Consider the following 23,814-nt stretch of genomic DNA (forward strand, 5'->3'; position numbering starts at 1 on the left):
ATAAGTTAGTTAAAGTTAAACGGAACCGGAGGCTCTAATAATGATGGATTGGTATCAATAGCAGATTGTGGCAATGGCAGTTCAAAGTAGTTGCTTCCGGGAGTTATCTTTCTCGAAATCAAATCTGTTCTTGCATCATCAGAATAAAAACCTACTTCCTGCTGTGAAATAATTGCTGTTGCTTCGGCCAGACCACGACGTTTTAAATCGAAGAAATACTGTCCTTCAAGTGCAAATTCAATTCTTCTTTCATTAAAAAGTTCGTCTCTTGTTAATACCGTTTTAGCTGGTAATCCGGCTCTTGCTCTTACTTCGTTGAAAGAGCTTAAAGCTGCTGCAGAAGTTGTTGAACCGGCTCCTGCTAAAATTGCTTCGGAATTCATTAATAAAACATCAGAATATCTTAATACGATGGTGTTTTGTGACGTTCTCATAAAAAACACATCGTTTCTTTCAGCTGCAGAACCTACAATGTATTTTCTGAAATTAGCCGCTGTAGAAGAGTATATTTTTTTATACAGAAACCCTCCTTGTTTTTTTAATAATTCAGGGTAAAAATCACCGTCCGTCATGATGGTGCTCTTTTTTCGCGTATCTTTTGGCTCAAATCCATTTTGTAAAGAGATAGAAGGAAGGTAAACTCCCCATCCGTCACCACCGCCTGTAATTCCTGTACTTCCCGGAACGATATAAGCCTGATTGGTGTTTTGAGTTCCCCATTCTGTAGCCACTGCTTTCCATTGCAGGGCAAACATACTTTCTGCACTATTGTTATTCTCCGGACTGCTAAATAAGTTTCCGTAATCCTGAATCAAAGTATATTGGTTTCCAATAATCTTCTGGGTTAAAGCGGCACATTCTCCATATTCGTTTAACGTTAAATGTACTTTTGCCAAAATACCCATAGCGACATATTTGGTAACATACCCTTTTTTTGTTCCTCTTTCAGGTAAATTTTCGACTGCATATTCCAAATCCTGTTTGATGAATTTATAAATATCCGAAACAAGATTTCTCTTTGGCTGTGCTGCAGAACCTGCTTTATTAACTATAGGTACAGCTCCAAAACTTCTCACCAGATAGAAATAAGCATTTGCTCTCATGAATCTTGATATTGCAATAGCATTTTTATAAGATGCTTCCGGAAGTTCACTTTTTCTGTCTTCGACTAAACTCATTAAATTATTCGATTGATCGATAACCGAAAATAAAGATGTATATCCTTCTGTCAGGATTGGGTTTTGTGAGGTTACCTGAGCATCTTTAAATTGTGAATAAGCACCATCAAATGTAAAAGCGTTACCGGCGTACATGTCGCCAACGGCAATTAGGAATTTATCATTAAAAGTGAACCAGGGTTTAAAATACAAACTCTCAGCAATTCCGTCAAAAGCGGTAACTCCTTCCGGTAAATCGCCCGGCGTTAACTGATTTTCAGATGGTGCATCCAAAAAATCATCAGAACAGGAAAACAAAGACAGTAATGGTATTAGCATTGCCATCATAAAAAGTTTAAAAAGTTTTTTCATGACTATTATTTTTTATTTTAACGACTATGAGTCATTAAGTTAATTGCGTTTTTTATCAATTTTAGAATTCTAAATTTAAACCCATAGAAGTCGTTCTTGGCACTGGATATCGTCCCAGATCAATACCGCTAAGTGTTATATTTTGATCTAGATTTCCTAAAGCAGGATCAAAACCGGAGTATTTTGTCCAGGTATATAAGTTTTGGACATTGACATACAATCTAACTTTAGTTATAATAGAATTTTTGAATATTTTGCTTGGTAAATCGTAGCTCAAAGAAACATTCTGAATTCTTAGATAAGAACCATCTTCGACAAATCTATTCGAGATTCTGCCATTACCATTTGGATCATTAAGGGTAATTCTTGGTTCATTTGTGTTTTCGTTTACTCCCGGTTCAAAAGCATTTATAGCCCTTGTAGTCAGGTTTGCAAATCGATCTCCAAATCCTGGATAAATACCATCAGTATAATGACGCGTAAAATTGTAGATTTCATTGCCCTGGCTTCCGGTTAAAACAACAGATAAACTAACGTTTTTATACTTAAAGTTATTGGTGAAGGAATAGGTAAAATCCGGAATTGCGCTTCCTATAGCTTTTTGATCTTTAGCATCAATTTTTCCGTCTCCATTAAGATCTTTAAAACGAATATCTCCAATTCCTGTTCCTGTTTCCTGAGTTGGTCCTGCGGCTAATTCTGCAGCATTTTTAAATAATCCGTCCGTAACATATCCATAGAACTGTCCAACAGGTTCTCCTTCTGTAGTTCTGGTTACGTTATACAGGTCAAATTGTACTTTTCCTAATAAAGATTTACCTGCACCTTGAAAACTAGTTAGTTCATTATTGTATTTTGAAAAAATAACCGTGCTGTCCCATGTAAAATTTTCAGTAATAATGTTTCTGGTATTCAGGGTAAGTTCGATTCCTTTAGTTTCAATTTCACCCGTATTCAAATAATAATTAAGTGCGCTTTGATTCGACTCATCATTGATTTGTTTGGTCAGGAAATTTGAAGAATGTTTGATATAATAATCAAAGTCTAATTTTACTCTGTTACTAAGCATTCCCAATTCAAAACCAACATTAAAAGATTTAAGTGATTCCCATTTAATATCCGGATTACCCAAATTATCAATCGTTGGAGATACGCCTCCAAATGGAGATGCAGTCAATGAAAGAATTGTTTGATATCTGTTTGCCGGAATATTTTGATTTCCAACCGAACCGTAACCGGCTCTAAATTTTAAATAATTCACCGTAGAAGATAAAGGCTCAAAAAACTTTTCGTTACTAACGGTCCAGCCTGCAGCAAATGACGGGAAGTACCCCCATTTATTATTAGGCCCAAAGTTTGAAGAAGCATCTGCTCTTAAAGATGCCGAAAAAGAGTAACGATCAGAAAAGCTATAATTTAATCTCGAAATATAAGAGGTCATAGACCATCTGCCGGAACCATTTCCGTTAACTGCAGTATCTATATCACCTATATTTAAGTTTGTAAAATCTTTACTTAGGAAATCACCCGATCTGTAACCGCTTAAATATTCGTATTGACTTTCTTGTGCTTCCTGACCTAGTAAAAAGGTAAAATTGTGTTTCTCGTTTAAAGTTTTATTATAAGTCAGATAATTTTTTAAACTCCAATAAAAACTTTGATCCTGCTGTTTGAATGATTTGTTTAAAAGTTCCGATACATTTCCTAAAGTATAGGCAGGTGCAAAAGAACTGCTTTTTGCAAAATTTAAATCATATCCCAATTCAGATCTAAAAACCAAACCTTTAGTAAGGGTGAAATCAGCAAATAGATTTCCATTGATTTTATATCGGTCCGTTTTTGCGTTATTGTATTCTGATAATGCAATTGGATTGGTTGTTTCGTTTGCCGAAGATCCTAAACCACTTGTCGGACCGGCAAAAGAACCATCAGCATATCTGACAGGTAATTCCGGAGATTGTCTTAACGTATTCATTACTAAACCACCTCTGTCGTCGTTTCTGACTACTTGTTGGGATGACTTACTAATTGACATATTATTACCAATTTTCAACCATGATTTTACACTTGAATCCACATTTAATCGCAAAGACATTCTGTTGAAATCTGAATTTAGAACAATTCCTTCCTGATCAAAATAATTCAAAGAAGTATAATATCTCGTTCCGTCTTTTTCACCGGAAAATGCGATTTGATGGTTGTACATGGTAGCAGTTCTAAAAAGCTCATCCTGCCAGTTTGTTCCGTTACCTAATAAATCAGGTTTTTGATACTGATAGGGAACTGGCTCGCCATTTAGTTTGAAAATTTTTGCCTGATAAGCAGCATATTGAGGTAAGTTTAAAACATCAACCGAATTGGTCACTTGCTGCGTTCCTAAGTACGTTTCATATGAAAAAGTCGATTTTCCTTTTTTTCCCTTTTTGGTTGTAATCAAAACGACACCATTTGCACCATTTGCTCCGTATATTGCTGTTGATGAAGCATCTTTCAGAATATCAATACTTTCGATATCTGAAATATTCAATCCGGATAAAGCCGAGTTTTTAGTTTGTCCGTTTCCTCCGCCTAAAGCACTAAAAGAAAATGAATCGTTGTTTTTATCCGCAAAAACCGGAGTTCCGTCAATTACATATAAAGGTTCATTTCCGTTAATTGAGGTAATTCCACGAATTTGAACTGAGATTCCTCCTCCCGGTGTACCTGAATTCTGAGTAACGTTTACACCAGCGGCTTTACCCACAAGAGCCTGATCGATAGAAGTAAAGGGCTTGTCCTGAATTTCCGAAGCTTTGATGGAAGAAATTGCACCATTTACATCTTTCCTCTTTGAAGTTCCGTAACCGATAACCACTACTTCATTTAATTTTTCAAGGTCATTAACCATGTTGACTTTCATCACTGATTTTGTGTCTGCTGGCAAAGACACACTTTTGTATCCTATATAACTAAAAATCAATGTACTTTTTGGATCTACATTGTTTAAGACAAAACCTCCGTCAAAATCGGTGGTTGTTGCATTTTTTGTTCCCTGTACTATTACACCAACACCGGGTAAGCCGAGTCCTCCTGATGTTACTTTTCCTTTAACAGTTTGAGCAAAGAAAAAATTTCCCCACATACATACTATTAAGCATAATAGTTTTTTTAATGTTTTTTTCTGCATAAAAATTGGTCGATTAAGTTAGTTAGTTTTTTATTGAAAAATATTTAACAGAAGGGTCTTTTTACATGCTCATGGTTGCAGTCATGAGAAGAAAAAAATTTCTTAAATATTTCTTAACGAAAGTAAAATCTAGAGGGGTGCTATTGTAGAACAGATGAAGCATATTGTGCAACAAATGATGCAAAAAAGGGAGTGAAAGCCCTATTATTACTAAAAAGAGATAATTGAGGTATTAAAACAGATACTGAAGTATTACCAGAAAAATTGCTTAAAAAGTATTGTTTGTCTAAAAAAACAAAATAATATTTTAGATATGTCAATTTTTATTTCAAATTAGTAAGGATGATTTTTGAAAAAATTGACTTACAAAAAAAGAGCTCCGATTTTTAAGATCGAAGCTCTTTTTTGATTGTAGTTAGCAGGAATTTCTAACCCTTATTACTTTGTTCTTTTTTCTTGTGTGGGCAGATTCCCGTATTTAATTTTATAACATTTGGAGAAATAGGAGGGAGAAGTAAATCCCACTTTATAGCTAATTTCATTAATATTATTATTCCCTTTTTCGATCAGTTGTTTTGCTTTTTCTAATCGTACATTTCTAATAAATTCATTAACCGAAACACCTGTTAATGTTTTTATCTTTCGGTACAGCTGACTTCTGCTCAGGAAAATTTTTGAAGACAACAATTCTACAGTTAATTCAGGTTCGCTGATGTTTTCGTTAATAAAATGCAGGATCTTTTGAATGAAATCATTATCAAGCGAAGTTGTTTTTTCTTTGCCATCCTTTGTGATTCCGCTGTAAAATTTCTTAAACATGATTTGCCTGCTCGTAATAAGCTGCGCCAGACTCGATTTTAAGATGTCTAACTCAAATGGTTTACTGAGATACATGTCAGCACCGGAATCTATACCTTCTAATCGGTCTTTGACCATCGCTTTTGCCGAAAGCATTAATAAAGGAATGTGGCTTGTTTTTAAATCGCCTTTTATGTTTTTACACAATTGTAATCCGTCCATTACAGGCATAATAACGTCTGTAATAATTAAATCAGGTAATTTCTGAACAGCAAGTTCATAACCTTTCTGACCATTTTCGGCTGCAATAACCTTATATAATTTGCTTAATTCATGTTTGAGATAATTTCTTAATTCAGGATTGTCCTCAACAATTAAAACAGTATATGGTTTTGCAGTTTCAACCACGTCATTTTCTACGAATTCATTCGTTTCATCATCATTATCAGATGAATGATTAACAGATTCAGACATAAATTGAGTTTTAGTTTTTTGGGTTTTAAAAACCGCATCAACTATCTCACTTTTCTTATACAAAGATTTGCCTAAAGGAAATGTTACCGTAAATTTTGTGCCTTCTCCTACCTGGCTTTCAACATCAATTCGTCCTTTATGAAGCTCAACAAACTCTTTTACAACCTCTAAGCCAATTCCTGTACTGCCGTAATAATCCTTATTTACATTATTCACCTGATAAAATCTGTCAAATATTCTTTTCAGATCTTTTTTGTGAATTCCTGATCCGGTGTCTGTAATTGTTATTGAAAAAGAAGGAACGCTATTGCCATTAACTATCAGCAAATTATCAGTATCTGATTTAGCTATAGAAATGGTGATAGAACCATTATCAGGAGTAAATTTAAATGCATTTGAAATAATATTAAAGAGTATTTTTTCCAGCATTTTAGGATCGAGCCAGTCTTCAAGCTCGTCAAATACAGATTCAAAATTAATAGTAATATTTCGGGCAGCAGCTTCTTCATCAAAATAACCTATAATTCCCTGTGTAAATGCTACGACTTCAATTTTTTTGGCCTGAAGGAAAATTTTGTTAAACTCCAATTTATTAAAATCCATTAACTCATTGATTAGTCTCGAAAGCCTGTCTGAACTTTTGTGTACAATTTTTAATTTGTTATGTATTTCAGGAGATACATTTTTACTTCTTAAAATATCTTCCAAAGGGTTAATAATCAGAGTTAATGGCGTTCTGAATTCGTGCGAAATGTTCGTGAAAAATTGTAACTTCTTATTGTTTAATTTCTCTGACTGAATATTTTTCTCTTTTTCTAAAATTATCGCTTGTCTTGCCTTAAAACGATTTTGATAAATTTTATTGAGGTATATAATCAGGAATACTAAAATGGAAGTGTATAATAAATAGGCCCAGAAGGTTTTCCACCACGGCGGCAGTACTTTTATTTTTAATTCTAATGGATCATTGCTCCACGAACCATCTGCATTTGCCGATTTTACTTTAAAAACATAATCACCCGGCGCAAGATTGGTATAAGTTGCGGTTCTGTTATTTCCCACATAATTCCAGTCTTTTTCAAAGCCTTGCAGGTAATAGGCATATTGGTTTTTCTTAGAATAATTATAGTTGATTCCGACATATTCAATCGTAAAAACAGATTGCGTATAGTTGAGAATAATTTCTTTAGTCTGAGAAATTACTTTCGTTAACGGCGAAGCATCTTCATTCGGTTTTACCGATTTATTGAACAATTTAAAATCGCTGAAATACAATTTTGGCGCTTTCTCTGTTTTTTTAATCTCGTTAGGATTAAAATAATTGACTCCCTCGTAGCTTCCGAAATACAGCTCTCCATTTCCATCCTTAAAGACAGCATTATTGTTAAAATCATTATCAACAAGGCCATCATCTTTCGTAAAATGGGTACTTTTTTTGTTTTTAAAATCGAGTTTTGTTAATCCTGATCCACCGCTTATCCATAAAGAACCATTGTTATCAGCAATTATGGCACGAACAGATTTTTCTTTAAAACCCGGAAAGTTATTGTAGTTTGAAAATGTTTTGTTTTTTTTATTATAGTTAAATAACCCTTCACCATCCGTTCCTATCCATATTGTTTTATCATTAGATTCATAGATTGATAAGATAGTCTGAATACTATTATACTTCGTTTTGTCCCTGAACATGGCATCTCGCATGTTGGTCACTTTAAAATCAGAGTCGTCTTTTAAGCTTACCTGATATAATCCTAAAATTGTTCCTACCCACAAAACATTCTCAGAGTCTACAAAAACTTTACGGATAAAAGCGTTGTCTAAAGCATTTTCTACAAACGATTTCGAATCACAATGAACAAATGTATTGTTCTTATTATCAAAATAATGCAGTCCTTTTATAAAAGTTCCAATCCAGATTCGGCCCTTTGAGTCTTCTGAAAAACTAAAAATCCGATTCGATTTTAATCCTGCAGTATTTGCTGTATTATAGTTTAGGAATCGGGTAGTGCCATTTTTCAAAAAGTAGATTCCGCGATCCCAGCTTCCTATCCAGATATTTTGTTTACTGTCTATAAATATGGTTTGAACATCGGCAGCATCCAAACCGGAATAGTAGCTTTGATTGTTTTTGTTTACATGAATGTAGCTTTTATTGGTAAGGTTATAAATATCGAGACCTCCGCCTTCATTACTGATTAACAGATTTCCTTTTTTGTCTTTTATAACGGATGTGACATAGCTGGTTTGTAGGGAATTATCATTGTTTACTTGTGATTCAAGTGAATTAAATTTGTTGTTGGGTTTGTCAAATACGCCAAGTCCTTTATTAAAATATCCTAACCAGAGACGCTTCTCTTTATCTTCATATAAGGACCAGACGGAATTCGATTTTAAACTAAAGTCATTGTATTTACTGTGCAAATATTTTTGAAGTACCTGCCCTTTATAATTTACAACCAATAAGCCGTCATTTTCGGTACCGCAAATGATATAATCCTGACTGCTTTCTATAATCGACAGGATCTTGTTTTTGGTAATAGAATACTTTTCAAACTGGTAATTATCTGTTTCCGGTTTAATTTTTATCAGACCGTTTTCAGTCGTTCCAAGCCATACATATCCAAATTTGTCTATAGCAAGATTTTCGATATCATCTAATAAAGGTTCTCTTTTAAATTTGTCTTTATAAACCTGCCTGAGTTTTCCGTTTAAATCAAGTTCCAAAAGACCATAACTTGTTCCTAAATAAATAATTCCGTGCTTATTTTTTACCGAAGATTTTATTAGAAAATTAAATTTATCCAACACCTTTGACGGAATCAGGGAAGTTTTTAAAGTCTTTATATTGAGTTTGAATAATCCAAAACCATAAGTACCCAGGATTAGGTTGCCGTTGTTATCCTGAATAATTGTTTTTACGGTAATGGGTTCATCATAACCTTTTCTGATTACATCCTCAATGTTGATTTTGGTAAAATTATCCAAATCCCTGTTGTACAAACACAAACCATCATCTGTACCAACCCATAAGTTGTTATCAGAATCAATAAAGGTTGCATAAATAAAATTACTGTTTACTGAACCGGGTTTTTTATTGTATTCATATCCAAAATAATTTACACCATCATATCGATACAAACCTGTACCGTTTGTACCAATCCAGATAAAACCATTTTTATCCTGAATAATTGAAGAAATGGCTCTTTTGGAAGTAGTTTCCTGTATACTTCTAAACTGGTAGTTGTCAAATTTATCTTGAGAAAACAGGCAATTTAGACCTATAAAGAAGCATACAAGAATATATTTAATATTTTTCATTTAATAGTATTATAGATCAGTTCCCGCTATCAATTCCCTTTTATTTTAAGTGTAATAAACAATATTAATAAAACTAAATATGAAATATACTTTTTAAGCGTAAATTTTATCATATTGCCAAAAACCTGAGCCCGATTATTAATTAATCGTACTCAGGTTATTAGGTTGTTTACTTAAGAATAAATCCCGACACTTCGGGCAATGTCATTGAGTTAAGCTTTTAAAAAAATAAATTATTTCAAATCAAATCCATTTTATCTGCGTTTTTACGAAGTAAATCTGTTTTATCCCAGTCAAAATTAGACGCTGATTTTACTGATTCGCTAAAGCGAAAACGCTGATAAAAAACAGATTTTTCTAATTGCTTTCTTGATTAAACTGTTAAGTTTTTAAAAAATAAAATTATTTCAAATCAAATCTGTCTTTATCCGCGTTTTTACGAAGTAAATCTGTTTTATCCGCGTCAAAATTAGACGCTGATTTTACTGATTTCACTAAAGCAAAAAACGCTGATAAAAACGGATTTTTCTAATTATTTTAGTTCAAATTTGCTGGTAAGACCTTCATTGGAATTCCATCCAGCCATGATATTAAACAAACCAGGTTCTACTAAAAATTTGCCCTCGTTATCATAAAAACCAAGTGCCGCATCTGTCAATGTAAATTGAATGGTTTTAGTTTCTCCCTTTTTTAAGGAAACAAGCTCAAAACCTTTTAATTCTTTGACAGGTCTCACTATACTCGCAACAGGATCGTTTATATACAATTGAACCACTTCTTTTCCGTCAAAATTTCCTGTGTTGGTAACGTCAACGCTCACCTGAATTTTTTCTCCTTTTGAAAAAACAGTTTTATTTAATTTAAGATTTTTATAATCGAAAGTAGTATAACTCAAACCAAATCCAAACGGAAACTGAGGCGTTTTCTCCACATCCATATAATGTGACCAGAATACATTTTTGTCACTATCAATCGGCCTTCCCGTACTGTATTTGTTGTAATATATCGGTACTTGTCCAACATTTCTTGGAAAGGAAATTGGTAATTTACCACTCGGATTGTAATCTCCATATAAAACCTGTGCAACGGCATTTCCGGCCTGAGTTCCCAAATGCCAGGCTTCTACAATTGCCGGAATATTTTGGGCAGCCCACGGAATACTCAACGGACGGCCATTATTTAAAACCAAAACGACATTAGGATTTACCTTGTAGATTTCTTCTAATAATTCCTGCTGTATTCCTGGTAAATTCAGATCAGTTCTGCTTCTTGCTTCTCCACTTTGAAAACCATATTCACCTAAAACCATCACGACAACATCAGCATTTTTCGCAGCTGTTTTTGCCGCTTCAAAACCACTTTTGTCTGTTGTATTGAAAACTGTTTCTGTCAGGAAAGTAGCTTTTTGCAAAAGCAAATCGGCACCTTTTTCAAAAGTCAGCTGATTGTCTTTGTATTGCTGCATTCCTTCCAGAACTGACACCGCGCTATTGTCATCGGCTGCAATTCTCCAGCTTCCCAACGGACTGTTTTTATCATTTGCCAAAGCACCGATTAAAGCAATTTTTTGTCCGGATTTTTTCAGCGGAAGCAAGTTCTTCTCGTTCTTCAATAAAACAATAGATTTCTTCGCCATGTCCAAAACACCATCATTATTAGCTTTGCTTCCAACAACTTCTTTTTCGCGTTTTTCATCACAATATCGATACGGATCATCAAATAAACCCAATTCAAATTTCACACGCAAAATTCTGCGAACGGCATCATCTACCAAAGCTTCTTTTACTTTTCCTGATTTTACCAAATCAACTAATTTTGCGACATACAAATACGATTCCATATCCATATCAGAACCTGCAATGACTGCTTTTGCAGTTGCATCGGCTTCGTCTTTCGCATAGCCGTGTGCGATCATTTCGCGAATAGAAGCATAATCCGAAACCACAAAACCATCAAACTTCCATTTTCCTTTTAGAATATCTCTTTGTAAAAATGCATTTCCTGTTGCCGGAACGCCATTTAATGTATTAAATGAATTCATAAACGTGCGAACTCCTGCTTGTAACGTGGCTTCAAAAGGAGGCAAAACCGAATTGTATAATTTAGACATACTAATGTATACCATATTATATTCTAATCCTGCTTCCACAAAACCGTATGCTGCAAAGTGTTTTGCACAAGCTGCAATAGTATTTACTTTAGCTAAATCTGCAACCGTTTCTCCCTGAAAACCTTTTATTCTTGCATAGCCCACTTTACTTCCCAAATAAGGATCTTCACCGGCACCTTCCATAACGCGGCCCCAGCGTGCATCATTTGTAATATCGACATTTGGGGCAAAAGTCCAGTTAATACCGGATGCCGAAGCCTCGTCTGCCGCAATTACTGCCGATTTTTTAATAGCTTCCAGGTCCCAGCTTGCCGCTTCTGCCAGCGGAATCGGGCTTAACGTCTTATAACCATGAATTACATCAAAACCAATAATTAGCGGAATTCCCAAACGGGTTTCTTCAACGGCAATTTTCTGGACCGCACGAACTTCCTTAACACCGCGAACAGTAAGCATTGATCCAACAAGGCCTTTTCGCAAATGCTCGTATTTTAATTCAGCGCTTCCGCCTTTTGGAGCCGGTCCCGTCACATCCCAAAAACCATTGTACTGATTCATTTGTCCCACTTTTTCTTCTAATGTCATTTCTTTCATTAAAAGAGAAATCCGGTCTTCAATTGGTTTTTTTGGATCCATATACTTTTTTGTCTGAGCATATCCGTTTCCAAAAACGATTAGCAGTAAAAAGGTATACTTTTTAATTTGTTTTTTCATCATTGTGGTTTTTAGTTTTATTATAGAAGTTATTAAAGTCAGATATAAAGCATTATCTTTTTTCGAATTACTACAAATAGTATAGCTTACATTTAGATGCATCCATTGTGTAGAATTTCAGGATTGTAAATGTAGTTTTAGAATAGTAACGATAGTAGTACATTTGAAGCATTATGTATGACAAATGATGCATAAAGAATCTTTGCTACCAATCAAGCAAATAGATTTCGGCTTAATATTCTGGTTTAAAAAAAATCGTATAAGAGTTCTTTTACAAGACTGATATTAACAAAAGACGAAGTTTTTGGAGATGTCTAAGTAAGCTAAAGAATTTATCAAGTATTTAAAAAAAAACGCCAATTGGATTCCAATGGCATTTGTGCTTATGTCGACTATGATGAAGGAGAACACAAATCTATATCATTTATGACAAAAAAAATTGTATTAAGTTTTTTGCGGTAAAAATGGAGATAAATTCAGATAAATATTTTTGAAATCTGTTAAGTTAGCTGATAAGGAATTGAAGAAAAATAAGTTTTAAAGTAACCATTCCATTCTGTAGCTGCTTAGTTTCGAATTCTGTTAGTCCTGAACAATATTGTGTAAAAATTCGCAGTCAAAATCAGGTTCATCAGCATTTTTATTATATAGATCCACCAAATCAATCATAGTTTCAGATTCTGTATTCTTAAAATTAGTTTTGGAGGTCATAAGGAATGGGTTAACTGAATATTTAGTTAGTAAGGCAGCGAATTGGACTGATTTCATATTTACGGTTTAAGATTTTATAAACATTTTTCTTTCTTCAAAAGTAAATATTGAAAAAGCTTTTTGACTTACAGAATTTTGTCGAGAGTTTATATAATTTACTAGTTTGCCAACGATTAGAAAGAATTTAAAGGGTAAAACTATTTGGAGAAATATAAAGAAATCCTAATTTTTAATTATAATAAACAGTCCTGCAATCTAAATCAATTACATTAATTTTTGTAGATATTTTCAACTATAAGAAGGGAAGCCGCTTCACAAAAATCCAATCCGGAATAGTCGGGATTAAAACCTCCAATATAAGGTACCGCCATAATGTATATATTTTCGTTGTAAGCCCCATACTGATCAATTATTTGAAAATTATCATTGATGGCAATTCCGGAAACTTTTAATGAGTAATCTCCATACAGATCTTTTTCTACAAGAGTGTTTCCCTTTTCAAACTCTTCAGCTGCTGTTTGATTTGATTTAAATTTTAACCTGGCCGGACTCACATCTTTATGAGTTAACAACGTTTTGAAGGGGAAGTCTTCATATGATAGATGTGGCTGTCCAATACAATCGATAAAAGTATTGTAAGGTTCAGATTTTTGATTTTGATTTTCATCTAGATATTTGTAAAGTATGCCGCCTTCTTTCTGAGGTTCTACCATACTATCCTGATTTACTGCCGTAATATCCAAAACCCCCGCCTGATGCAGAGCGAGCATTTCACTGCAGGATTTCTGAGGCACAAATGCAATTACAATCGAGATCAAAGGCATCAGCACTTTTTGCAAACGCTGCATATCTTCCGCAGATAAATATTTTGCAGGGTGATTCATGGCAAAGCTGAGTACGGCCAGCATCTCTTTCCAATATATTGATTCCTGTCTTTTTATTGATTTTTCAGCTTGAATATATTCTGCTTTTAAAAGTTGGAAAGGGTCAAGACGTTCTCTGAGTTCCATCATTTCCTGTACAAATTGCTCAATTGAGAGATCTTTTATACGATCATAGAATTCAGGGTCTTTTGAATGGAAAATTCTGGTAAAATTATTTTTAAAGACAAAATCAAGCGATAGAAAGCCATTATTGTTTTTTCGATGCTGGTCAATTTGTTCTCGGGAAAGTAAAGAATCGTTTGTTAAATGAGAATCCTGTAAATGAAATCGAACTGCAGGAAGCATTCCGCTTCTTGAATGCAAAATCATTTTAAAATCAGGGCTGTCTTCAGCTGTTTCATAGTACAAACTGCCATCTTCATTTTTAATAAATTTTCCATTGTGACGCGCTAAGGTTCGAACGGCATCAATTGCAGTTAATGAAGATCCTTTAATAGCAACCGGATGATTTAGTTTTAAGGCAAGTTTTGAAGGCGGGTAAGGTGTGTCGTAATATCCTTTTACACTGCCTTCATGTCTTAACGGCCAATTATGTCCAGTGCAGATAATGGCATAGTTAAATTCTCTTTTCTCTTTGTCAGTTTCAACACAAACTGTTTTATTGTCTTTGCTGTATATTATATCAATAACATTGGTATCATAATGAATGTTGGTTGTAATTCCCTTAACAGTGGCAATCTCCTGAAGCATTTCAAATTGAGAAGAAAGGTAATAGCCGAACAAAATTCTTGGCAGCACTTTATACTCATTAAATTTCGCTGGATTAATATTAAATCTTTGCAATAAATCAACAGGAGCAGAACGAAGCCAGTCTTCAATAGAATTTACAATCTCGGGTATTTCGTTATCAGAAACATTTGTTACGTGCTCATCATTGGCACCTTCGTCACTATATGGCATTCCCGCGCCAAGCATGCTCTTTCGTTCATATATTGTGACCTCCAGTTCAGTACTTCCAAATTCAACCAGTCTTTTATATAGGAAAAGCCCGCTTGGTCCGCCGCCCAAAATTGCTACTTTTATTTTTTCTTTGTCCATTTAAATAATTTTGATCGAATTTAATTTTTTTGAAAAAAATCTATTTATACTATTTTAGTATTTTATTGTAGAATTTAAATAAAGACACAGAAGTGAGAAATCGACTTTTGTAAAAATGGAGTGGAAGAAGGACAAATAAAAATGCTTATGCCTTATCAAATTTAAAAACGACATAAAATTTTGAAGACCAATGGTTATTTTGGGATAACCATAATCTCATATTATCATCAGAAAATATCTGCATGACTTTATAAGCTGACTCATAATAATAAGCAGTGAAAATAAATTTCTACTTTCTCTTTTAGAGTTAAGCTAATTACAAATGGTTTTATTGTCCAATTTAATTAAGCCCTTTATGCTTATTAAACTTATATCTGAGTTTGAATTTAAAAAAATATATCCCCCGTCATTCAAACGTATAAGAGCATCCAGGACTTTTGCCTGGTTTTCCTTTTCATTAAAGAAATTGTCTTGGAATGATTTAGAAGAATTAAAAACCGGAGTCAGAAGGCTTGTGAGCTCTTCTAAGGTACAGCTACTGCCATATCTGCTGGCAAGAACCTGTAGAACTTTTATAAAAAAGGGTGGTAATGTTTCCATGAATAACTGCTTTAACTTATATACGAAAATTAATTCGTCATAGATTTTGTTAAAGAGTGGATTCTTTTTACCCTGTTTTAAGCATCGGTTTATTCCACATGTTCCTGTTCTTCTTCCCAGTCATTTTCATCATATTCCGATACAAGATCTTCTTTGAGATCAACCAGCTTACGGGTGTAACGTTTGTGGGCTTTTAGTGCGGCAGAGCGTTTTCCCTGAAGGTACTGGTCGTAATTCAGCAGGAGTTGATCTTCATAAGAAGCATCTGCCGGAAACCCTTCCGGTGCATAAGAGTAATTATCAGTAATCATAATATATAGGGTTTAAATTAATAATTTTAAAGATATTTTTTTTGAAGAGGATAATTTTACATAATTATAATTCCACGTTATTGAATTTGCATCTTGTTGTGGAAAAAAAACTTATATACATAAGTTTCTGCGAGCGCAAAAAACTTATATATATAAGTATGGGCTTTCTGGTTTTTTTGTAATAAAGAGAATTACTGTCAATACCTGACAGAAATTATCAGGATTTTTTTGTAATCAACATCAGGGCTGTACCAATACCTAGTCCTGCCAGTATCGCCAAGCCAAGGTGATTTGATGTTTTGGAGGGTATTTTACCGTGAATTCTTAAGGGTTCTTTGGAGTTTGTCAACACATTTCCAGGGTTATCCTCCTTAGCCTGATTCCCTTTCATTTTCATTCGCACAGCCGCAGATGCACCATTAATTACCAGTTTGGGAAATAATCGGTACGTATTGGTAATTGCTGCAGCCCTGAAATCCGGAAACAAATCTTTTTTTGGATGTAAGGCCAGTTCAATCATTGTGGCAGCGGTCTCGAGCGGATCAGAGGCAATAAACGGGATTTTCATATCAAAGCCGGAGTATTTGGCCGAATGCAGATTGCCGGTGGAATTTTGCAACTGAGGATACAGATTGCAGACATGGATATGTTTGCGGTTTGATATTTCGCCCTGCAGGCATTCCATCATTCCCCGGATTCCGTGTTTGGTGGCAGAGTATACAGCACTGTAGGGGGCAGGCATAAATCCACCAATTGACACATTGTTAATCAGGATGCCATGGTTTTGCTTCTTGAAGATCTTAATGGCATTATATGCCCCATGCATGTATCCAAATAAATTGGTTCTAATGACCTGCTGGTGAATCTCCATTGGAATTTCTTCAAATTTACCACTGGCCATCACTCCGGCATTATTTACCCACACATCAATTTTTCCTGTCATGGCCAGGGCTTGTTGCGCTACCTTTTCTACTTGCTCGGCTACCGATACATCGGCAGAAATCCCAATGGCCTGAACGTTTATTGCCCTACAGTAAGCCACTACTTCATCAATGCCTTTTTGACCTCTTGCTACTGCAACGATAGTACAGCCCTGCTGTGCAAAAGCCTCTACGGCTGCCCGGCCAACGCCGCTGCTAGCTCCTGTTATAACTACCGTTTTTCCTTTAAGGTTGTCTTTATGTATCTTGTTATCTTTCATAATGTCAGTTATTTTAATGGGATATTAATAATGTTCCTGAAAAGGTATTAGAAATGATATCTAGCTCTTTTCGGACTGAAGGTCTTTGATTATTTCCGAAAGACTACAGCCCAGAATTTCCAGACTGTTGGATGTTTCGGTGGTGAATTTTTCTTTGATCGCCTCATGCTCAATATTGGATAAATGCATACTGAGATTTTCAAGGAGAAAAAGGTGCATCCAGATTTGAAGCTGCTCTGCCGTATGGAGTACAGTTTGAAAATCAGCCCGTTTAATGGCATTTTCAAATTCTTTGAGTTCCAGTGGCGCTTTTTCTATAAATTGAGATATCACTTCTTCTTTCCATCCCGGTTTTATTCGGTCTGTTTCCTCAATACGGGATAAATCTGCTTTGGGTCGTCTGGTCAGCCGGGGTTCTTTTTTAAGGACGGCTTTAATGGTTTCCAGAAGCTCGTATTGCTTAAAAGGTTTGGGAACGTATCCATCCATGCCGGCATCATAACACCGGTCCTGTTCACCGGCAAGCGAGTGCGCCGTCATGGCTATAATAGGAATGGAACTGTTGTGTTGCTCCCGGATATATTTGGTGGTCTGATAGCCATCCCGGATAGGCATTTGCAGGTCCATCAGTATCAAATCATACTTGTTTTGTGACATCATTTCTATGCCCTGATCGCCGTTTTCTGCAATATCAAGTGTAAAACCAAATCCTTCTATCACGTTCTGCGCCAGTTTCTGATTTAAACGGTTGTCTTCGCAAAGGAGTATTTTGAGACTGCCCAGATCATTGACCGGTAATATTTTAGGCTTTTTAGTTTCGTCAAATGTTTTCTTATAAGCTGCAATAAAGAAGAATTCTGATCCCCGGCCTTCGCGGCTTTTAACCTGAATATCGGAATTATGCAGCTCGACAAGCTGTTTTACAATGCTGAGTCCAAGTCCCGTACCTCCAAACTTTCTGGTAGTGCTTTCTTCGGCCTGTGTAAAGCGTTCGAAAATAGTACCCAGATGCTCCTGGGGTATACCGATGCCGGTGTCCTTCACCGAGAAACGGATCAGATACTCTTCATCGGTCTGACCTATTTTTTTTACGGCTATGGTCACTTCGCCTTCCTGGGTAAATTTTAGCGCATTTCCTGCCAGGTTCATCAATATCTGATTAAGTCTTCCCTGGTCTCCCGATACCATTGAAGGGAGTTCCGCATCCAGATAAAGATTGAATTCGACTCCCTGTGCCACTTTTACTTTAAGAAGATCATAGACATGACGAAGTGCTTTTTTTAAATCAAACGGCTGCAGTTCGAGGGTGATTCCACCGGATTCAATTTTGGAAAGATCCAATATATCATTGATAATCAAAAGCAGATTGTCCCCGGCAGTCTGTACATCTTTTACAAAACCAAGCTGCTGTTCATCTAGTCTGGTTCCGGCCAAGAGTTCGGTAAAACCTATAATGGCATTAAGGGGTGTTCTGATTTCATGACTCATGTTGGCCAGAAAAAGATCTTTGGCCGCCACAGCACGTTCAGCTATTTTTTTCTGACCGGCCAGCTCGCTGTTTTTGGTTCCAAGCTCCAGTGTGTTGATAATATGGCGGGCAACAATCAAAAGGGCGGTTCGTTGGCTGTCGTTGAGTTTTCGTGGTATATGGTCGGCAGCACACAAAACCCCAATATTGTATCCGTCTGGGGTAGTCAGCGGTACACCGGCATAGAATCTGATTTTAAGGCCTCCCGTGACATCGGGATCATCCCTGAACCGCTCATTGAGCAGCGTGTCGGAGATTTCTACCAGTCTCGAATCCATAATAGTATAGCGCGAGAAGGTGATTTGCCGGGGCATTTGGGAAGCGCCAAGGCCAATTTCTGATTTGAAGAGCTGTTTGTTCTGGCCAATAAAAGAAATATAGGCTATAGGAACCCCGCAGATATAGGAAACAAGCGCTGTTGCATCGTCAAATGCATGATCAGGGAGCGTCTCTAATATGTTATAGCGCTTTAAAGCATCAAGACGTTCGGATTCATTTTGGGCAACAGGTATATCAATTGATTCCATAACCAGAAATTTAGAAAGTAAATTACAAAAACCGATATAGATTAGTTTATACTATATTGATAACTGATTATATAATTTTAAGATACCCGCAATTACAAAGTTTTATACTTAAAGTCTTTCAAGATCGAAATACTTTAAATATTTATAGAAGTTACCACCTTATTTTCTTTGATGTAAAAAGGAATCCCAGCAGGTCAAAAGTGCAACGATTCTTTTCATGGCAAAAAAGAATCAATTCCATTTTAATTAAGAAAGGATATTGAAGGGAGATCAATTGCATATTTATTTTTCGTATTTTCACTATGGTTTATAATGTTGAATTAAAACAACCTGCCGAAAATATTTATCACATATTTTAAAATAATTTTAAATCGATGGAAACTATCATTATAATGGAGAAGAAAAAGTCAATTACAACTGATGTAATTCTCGTAGCAATATTTGCTGTTGTTCCATTATTTTTCCTTATTAAATGGCTGATATTGGCCGACGAAGGACTGGTGTTTATTATTTTTTTTATTGTGGTGACTTTATTCTTTCCATCAGTAGTAATATCAGGTTATATATGGGATGTAAGGCAGAAGATAGTATTAAGTAAGTCCGGAATTACATTACATTTTGGAAGAAATATTATAGATATCATGCATTGGGCCGGGAGTTTTAGTATTAGACCGCATCAGGAAGTTTTTTGGGCTGAAATAGACGCTTTTCAAATTGATGCTTACGAATGCCGGGAGTCAGCAGAAGGGGGAGGTTATTCAACTTTCATGAAGTACAACCTCTTAATTCAAATTAAAAATAAAGACAAAGTAGTTTTTAATTTTGAAAAATTTAGTCCAAAATATTACACTATCAGTTTAACTAAATTTAAAGAAACTCCAAACGAGATATTAGAGATTTGTGAACGGTTTCTGCAAAATATAAAATAGTTACATTTCTTAGAGAGATTTCTTATATAAAGTTTTAAACCTAAATTTCTTAGGTGTTGATTTTGCCACAGAAATTTTGTTCGGGTTTAAAATAAAAATGCAAAATCATTATAAAAGAAAAAAACCTGCGAATCCTAGATTTGCAGGTTTTACTACGTTTTTGAAAAGATTGAAAACTTTCGTTTCTGTTACCTTTTTAGTGGGGAGAGCAGGATTCGAACCTGAAGCCTTAAACCCGCTTATTTACTGCGTTTTGTTTAATTTATCCTTAATGAAGAAAATGTTCTGCTTTTGAAATACAAGACCGGCAGTAATTTTTAGTAAAAACTGGAATTAATAACTTTAAATTTAATTATAAACTATTTGAAGTAACTTTCTCTCTGTGTTGCAATCCCCATTTCTCCATTGCAAATAACACCTCATATAAAGTTTTACTATATTCTGTTAATTCGTATTGAACTGTTATTGGCTTAGTATGCATAACCTGACGTGTGACTAGTCCGTTCATTTCCAGCTCTTGTAATTCTTTTGATAAAATGCGTGGAGAAATGCCTGCATCGCGTGTCAGTTCGTTAAAGCCTTTCTTGCCGTTAACCAATATTGAAATTAAGACAAGCTTCCATTTTCCTCCCACTACATCAAGTGTGTCACGTATAGCTAATTTAGATTTAAAGCAACTTCCCTCTTGTGCCTCCATATACTATTCTTTTTGTAAGTACTATTCTTTTTGTAACAGATAACAAATGTATAGTATTTCGTAATAGATTTGTGAAAAATAAAACATGAATTATGACACAGAAAACGATTAAGATTGCAGGTTGGGTATTAACAATTATTATTGCATTACTATTTGGGCTAAGTGCCTCTTTAAAATTTATGCAGAGTGAAGAAACTCTGACTCAGGCTGCCGCCATAGGAATTGATGGTAAAACTTATCTAATTATCGGAATCATTGAAATTGCATCGTTACTACTTTTTATTATTCCTCGTACCGGCGTAATAGGTACTTTATTATTGGCGGCATATTTAGGTGGAGCTATAGCCACCCACTTAACGCACCAGCAGCCAGTAATTCTAGCGGTATCGGTACAGGTGCTAATTTGGATAACTGCATTTATACGTTTTCCTGAGCTTAGACAAAGGCTTTTTGTATAAAGAGACCTTTAAGATTAAACATTATTGGAAACATTAAATATTTAATTCAATCCGGCTGGTTGTAAAAACTAAGAAAACCATTTAATTATATAAATGGTTTTCTTAGTTTTAATTATGTTTTTTCGAAGAATTGAACATAGTAATGATAGCTAAAAGCTAACAACTTGTAAGTTATATTTTATGCTTGTATTGTAAAATGTGCAAACAACTCTAAAAGAGTGTTGTAATTATCACTGTGAATTAAATAATAGTTTGTCATTATTAAGTTTATTAAAAACTTTTAATACACCTACAACTTGTTCCGGTTCTTTTAAATAAGTTTTTAAATCAAAGTATTTTACCGCTTCAATTTCATTATTTGGAGTAATCTCCTGGTCAAGCTTATACAGATAGCAGTCCTGTTCCATTATTATATTACCTTCTTCTTTAAAAGCGGGTACTTGAATATGACAATAATATGTGATTAGAGATGGCTCAAGTGTGATATTTAATTCTTCTCTTATTTCTCTGATCAAAGATTGCATTGGTGTTTCACCAAAATCAATTTTGCCTCCCGGAAGATACCAGGCATTTTTATTTTTGCTGAATGCTAAAAGCAGTTTATTATTATTAATAAGCAACAATCCAACAGTTGGTAAAGTTACTGATGTACTGTGTTTCATAGGGATTTATATTATGGTTTTTTAGTGACCCATTTCTCTTCAAATGGCGATTTGTACAATACCATCCTGTTTAGCAGCTCATCTATATTGTCGCTTACGATAATCATTTGTTGGTTCACCTCTTTTAAAAAACCGTTATCGACCATATTCTGAACTAAATGTAAAAGGTCATCATAAAACCCGTCGATATTTAAAATAGCTAATGGTTTTTTGTGTAAACCAAGTTGTGCCCAAGTAAGCATTTCGAAAAATTCTTCTAATGTACCAAAACCTCCCGGCATAGTAATAACTCCGTCGGATAGTTCATTCATTTTGGTTTTTCGTTCATGCATAGTTTCTACTATTATTAATTCATTCAAGTGCTCATGAGCAATTTCTTTTTCTTTTAAGAAATTTGGTAAAACTCCAATAACTGTACCTCTGTTTTTAACTGCACCATTTGCAACAGCTCCCATGAGGCCTACATTTGCACCTCCATAAATTAATTTTATGTTTCTTTGTGCTAATTTTTGCCCAAGTAAGTACGCTTGATCTTCATATATTTTTAAACTTCCGAAACTTGATCCGCAAAATACTGTTATTGCTTTCATTTATATTTAATTTAAATATGTTTTTCTACAAAAAAACAAAAATGATTGAATCTGAATTATTTGAATAGAAAGACATCAGTATTTTACAATAAGGTAAAGTTGTTTCTCTAACTTATAAATTGAAGAATTAAATCCATTCCAATTCTTTGACAGTCTTTTCATTTTCAATATTCCCAGTGTGTAATGTTGCTTTTGGTTCAAAAAGAAGGTTAAATACAATTTCCCCGTTTGTATGTGGCCTATGCTCAACACCCTTTGGAACAATTAAAATTTCTCCCTCTTTGACTTCTACAGTTTTTCCGTCTCTAAAGTCCATTAATAATGTTCCTTTAAACACCATAAAAAGTTCATCTTCATTGTCATGGCTGTGCCATACAAAGTCATCTTTAAGTTTGCATAGTTTTACATATTGTCCGTTCAATTCTCCTATAATATGTGGAGTCCATTGCTTTTCAAATAATGAAAATTTTTCCATTATATTGATAGATTTAATTTCTTGCATAGTTTTTTAATTTAATGGGTTAATTTTTACTTTGAATGAACTTTAATTTGGATCACGATGGGCTATTTATTAATGCCAACTGATGCTCAAACTCGATACTTGATAATTTTCCGGCTCCAAAGTTAATTTCTAAGAGTGCTATATTTTCTGTCTTTGTAAGAGGTCTGTTCTCAAGAATCGTCACTTTTTCACTCTCACCGTGAAGAGGACTTAAAACGCTCTTTTTACGATCAAATGCCTCGAAATAACGGAGGCCAAATTTACGCTGCGAAACTGCATCGAAATGAAGGCCGTCTGCATTTGCGGTAAGTCCGTCTGCTGTAACAAAAAAGCAATTATGTTTTTCCTTGGCAATTTTTCGCAAGGCTTGGTTAACGAGGTTATATTCTGTAAAATATTGACCATATCTGCCACTACTCAGATAATCTCCCAATCCGCCTGCGATTAAAGGTATATCCAGTAAGTTTAATTTTTGTCTGAAAGCATCAATTATAAGACTAAGTTTATCATAGTAAACATCAGACCGATTGTTAAAGCTGTCATTTTCCCCTTGATGCCATAAAATCCCGGTTAATACACTTGACTTTTGGGCGATTTTGGCATGATATAAAGCATTTTCAAAAAGTATTCCGTCAACAGCCCAATCATCAAGACTTGTACCACCGTCCGCACATGGAATAAATCCTATCTGCTTATCGTTATTTTTAAGACACCACGATGCTGCAAAAGAAGCAGCCAATCCTATACCGGATGTTGGTCTGTCAAAATTTATTGGTTCAAACATTGTTTGCCAACGACCGTTAACGAGTGTTTTGATGTTATCGTTATAAATTTGCTTAACATTGTTTAAATATCCTCGGCCCGCCATATTCGACTGACCAATCATTAGGAAAGAATATAGCATTTTTCTGTATTTTACAATTTTCAATCAAAAAGGTGATTATTTATGTTCTGTATTTGATTATGAATTAATTAATATTATTGTTTCGGTACAATATTAATAAATA

At 34.7% G+C, this 23,814-nt stretch carries 17 protein-coding genes; 2 read left to right on the top strand and 15 right to left on the bottom strand.

What is annotated here, in order from left to right; genetic code table 11:
* Positions 1-5: 5 nt before the first annotated feature.
* The 10 genes from DCO46_RS04155 to DCO46_RS04200 form a co-directional block, all read right to left on the bottom strand.
* On the bottom strand, positions 6-1,529 hold the full coding sequence (locus DCO46_RS04155) for a RagB/SusD family nutrient uptake outer membrane protein (protein WP_116751318.1): 1,524 nt from the start codon (positions 1,527-1,529) through the stop codon (positions 6-8).
* A 61-nt stretch (positions 1,530-1,590) separates the two neighbouring features.
* Entirely contained in the window at positions 1,591-4,650 is a 3,060-nt protein-coding gene (locus DCO46_RS04160; protein WP_243416251.1) for a SusC/RagA family TonB-linked outer membrane protein, read from the bottom strand.
* Between the two features lie 483 nt (positions 4,651-5,133).
* Positions 5,134-9,285, bottom strand: a complete 4,152-nt coding sequence (locus DCO46_RS04165; RefSeq protein ID WP_116751320.1) for a two-component regulator propeller domain-containing protein — start codon at positions 9,283-9,285, stop codon at positions 5,134-5,136.
* A gap of 532 nt (positions 9,286-9,817) precedes the next feature.
* A complete protein-coding gene (gene bglX / locus DCO46_RS04170; RefSeq protein WP_116751352.1) occupies positions 9,818-12,109 on the bottom strand; it encodes a beta-glucosidase BglX in 2,292 nt (763 codons plus the stop codon).
* 582 nt (positions 12,110-12,691) lie between these two features.
* Positions 12,692-12,877, bottom strand: coding sequence for a hypothetical protein (locus DCO46_RS04175; protein WP_116751321.1), 186 nt, complete (start codon positions 12,875-12,877; stop codon positions 12,692-12,694).
* Positions 12,878-13,089: 212 nt separating this feature from the next.
* Complete coding sequence (locus tag DCO46_RS04180) at positions 13,090-14,802, bottom strand: FAD/NAD(P)-binding protein (RefSeq protein ID WP_116751322.1); 1,713 nt, start codon at positions 14,800-14,802, stop codon at positions 13,090-13,092.
* Positions 14,803-15,114: 312 nt separating this feature from the next.
* Entirely contained in the window at positions 15,115-15,402 is a 288-nt protein-coding gene (locus DCO46_RS04185) for a hypothetical protein (RefSeq protein ID WP_116751323.1), read from the bottom strand.
* A gap of 89 nt (positions 15,403-15,491) precedes the next feature.
* On the bottom strand, positions 15,492-15,713 hold the full coding sequence (locus DCO46_RS04190) for a hypothetical protein (RefSeq protein ID WP_116751324.1): 222 nt from the start codon (positions 15,711-15,713) through the stop codon (positions 15,492-15,494).
* A gap of 217 nt (positions 15,714-15,930) precedes the next feature.
* A complete protein-coding gene (locus tag DCO46_RS04195) occupies positions 15,931-16,914 on the bottom strand; it encodes an SDR family NAD(P)-dependent oxidoreductase (RefSeq protein WP_116751325.1) in 984 nt (327 codons plus the stop codon).
* Positions 16,915-16,974: 60 nt separating this feature from the next.
* The gene (locus tag DCO46_RS04200; RefSeq protein WP_116751326.1) at positions 16,975-18,969 is read right to left on the bottom strand and encodes a GAF domain-containing hybrid sensor histidine kinase/response regulator; all 1,995 of its coding nucleotides are present in this window, start codon (positions 18,967-18,969) and stop codon (positions 16,975-16,977) included.
* Positions 18,970-19,343: 374 nt separating this feature from the next.
* Between DCO46_RS04200 and DCO46_RS04205 the strand changes: the two genes are divergently transcribed.
* The gene (locus tag DCO46_RS04205; RefSeq protein ID WP_116751327.1) at positions 19,344-19,898 is read left to right on the top strand and encodes a hypothetical protein; all 555 of its coding nucleotides are present in this window, start codon (positions 19,344-19,346) and stop codon (positions 19,896-19,898) included.
* 352 nt (positions 19,899-20,250) lie between these two features.
* Here the strand turns inward: DCO46_RS04205 and DCO46_RS04215 are convergent, their stop codons facing one another.
* The gene (locus DCO46_RS04215; RefSeq protein ID WP_116751329.1) at positions 20,251-20,595 is read right to left on the bottom strand and encodes a winged helix-turn-helix transcriptional regulator; all 345 of its coding nucleotides are present in this window, start codon (positions 20,593-20,595) and stop codon (positions 20,251-20,253) included.
* Between the two features lie 92 nt (positions 20,596-20,687).
* Between DCO46_RS04215 and DCO46_RS04220 the strand changes: the two genes are divergently transcribed.
* Positions 20,688-21,053: a DoxX family protein gene (locus DCO46_RS04220; protein ID WP_116751330.1), complete on the top strand. Its 366-nt coding sequence runs from the start codon at positions 20,688-20,690 to the stop codon at positions 21,051-21,053.
* Positions 21,054-21,283: 230 nt separating this feature from the next.
* On the opposite strand, the gene DCO46_RS04225 is transcribed toward DCO46_RS04220, so the two are convergent.
* The 4 genes from DCO46_RS04225 to DCO46_RS04240 form a co-directional block, all read right to left on the bottom strand.
* Positions 21,284-21,715, bottom strand: a complete 432-nt coding sequence (locus tag DCO46_RS04225) for an NUDIX hydrolase (protein WP_116751331.1) — start codon at positions 21,713-21,715, stop codon at positions 21,284-21,286.
* 11 nt (positions 21,716-21,726) lie between these two features.
* Positions 21,727-22,305 carry a TIGR00730 family Rossman fold protein gene (locus tag DCO46_RS04230; RefSeq protein WP_116751332.1) on the bottom strand — a complete coding sequence of 193 codons (579 nt, stop codon included), beginning with the start codon at positions 22,303-22,305 and terminating at the stop codon, positions 21,727-21,729.
* A 127-nt stretch (positions 22,306-22,432) separates the two neighbouring features.
* Complete coding sequence (locus tag DCO46_RS04235) at positions 22,433-22,807, bottom strand: cupin domain-containing protein (RefSeq protein WP_116751333.1); 375 nt, start codon at positions 22,805-22,807, stop codon at positions 22,433-22,435.
* Positions 22,808-22,859: 52 nt separating this feature from the next.
* Entirely contained in the window at positions 22,860-23,711 is an 852-nt protein-coding gene (locus DCO46_RS04240) for a sialate O-acetylesterase (RefSeq protein WP_116751334.1), read from the bottom strand.
* Positions 23,712-23,814 lie beyond the last annotated feature (103 nt).

Origin of the sequence: Flavobacterium sp. HTF, assembly GCF_003105115.1 — a bacterium.
Taxonomy (GTDB): Bacteria; Bacteroidota; Bacteroidia; order Flavobacteriales; family Flavobacteriaceae; genus Flavobacterium.

Bases quoted from the DNA above. Each gene is read 5' to 3' on its own strand.
- DCO46_RS04200 (WP_116751326.1), bottom strand. From the start codon at position 18,969: ATGGAATCAATTGATATACCTGTTGCCCAAAATGAATCCGAACGTCTT.
- DCO46_RS04165 (WP_116751320.1), bottom strand. From the start codon at position 9,285: ATGAAAAATATTAAATATATTCTTGTATGCTTCTTTATAGGTCTAAAT.
- DCO46_RS04225 (WP_116751331.1), bottom strand. From the start codon at position 21,715: ATGAAACACAGTACATCAGTAACTTTACCAACTGTTGGATTGTTGCTT.
- DCO46_RS04160 (WP_243416251.1), bottom strand. From the start codon at position 4,650: ATGTGGGGAAATTTTTTCTTTGCTCAAACTGTTAAAGGAAAAGTAACA.
- DCO46_RS04155 (WP_116751318.1), bottom strand. From the start codon at position 1,529: ATGAAAAAACTTTTTAAACTTTTTATGATGGCAATGCTAATACCATTA.
- bglX (WP_116751352.1), bottom strand. From the start codon at position 12,109: ATGAAAAAACAAATTAAAAAGTATACCTTTTTACTGCTAATCGTTTTT.
- DCO46_RS04185 (WP_116751323.1), bottom strand. From the start codon at position 15,402: ATGGAAACATTACCACCCTTTTTTATAAAAGTTCTACAGGTTCTTGCC.
- DCO46_RS04215 (WP_116751329.1), bottom strand. From the start codon at position 20,595: ATGGAGGCACAAGAGGGAAGTTGCTTTAAATCTAAATTAGCTATACGT.
- DCO46_RS04235 (WP_116751333.1), bottom strand. From the start codon at position 22,807: ATGCAAGAAATTAAATCTATCAATATAATGGAAAAATTTTCATTATTT.
- DCO46_RS04230 (WP_116751332.1), bottom strand. From the start codon at position 22,305: ATGAAAGCAATAACAGTATTTTGCGGATCAAGTTTCGGAAGTTTAAAA.
- DCO46_RS04190 (WP_116751324.1), bottom strand. From the start codon at position 15,713: ATGATTACTGATAATTACTCTTATGCACCGGAAGGGTTTCCGGCAGAT.
- DCO46_RS04175 (WP_116751321.1), bottom strand. From the start codon at position 12,877: ATGAAATCAGTCCAATTCGCTGCCTTACTAACTAAATATTCAGTTAAC.
- DCO46_RS04220 (WP_116751330.1), top strand. From the start codon at position 20,688: ATGACACAGAAAACGATTAAGATTGCAGGTTGGGTATTAACAATTATT.
- DCO46_RS04180 (WP_116751322.1), bottom strand. From the start codon at position 14,802: ATGGACAAAGAAAAAATAAAAGTAGCAATTTTGGGCGGCGGACCAAGC.
- DCO46_RS04205 (WP_116751327.1), top strand. From the start codon at position 19,344: ATGGAAACTATCATTATAATGGAGAAGAAAAAGTCAATTACAACTGAT.
- DCO46_RS04240 (WP_116751334.1), bottom strand. From the start codon at position 23,711: ATGCTATATTCTTTCCTAATGATTGGTCAGTCGAATATGGCGGGCCGA.
- DCO46_RS04195 (WP_116751325.1), bottom strand. From the start codon at position 16,914: ATGAAAGATAACAAGATACATAAAGACAACCTTAAAGGAAAAACGGTA.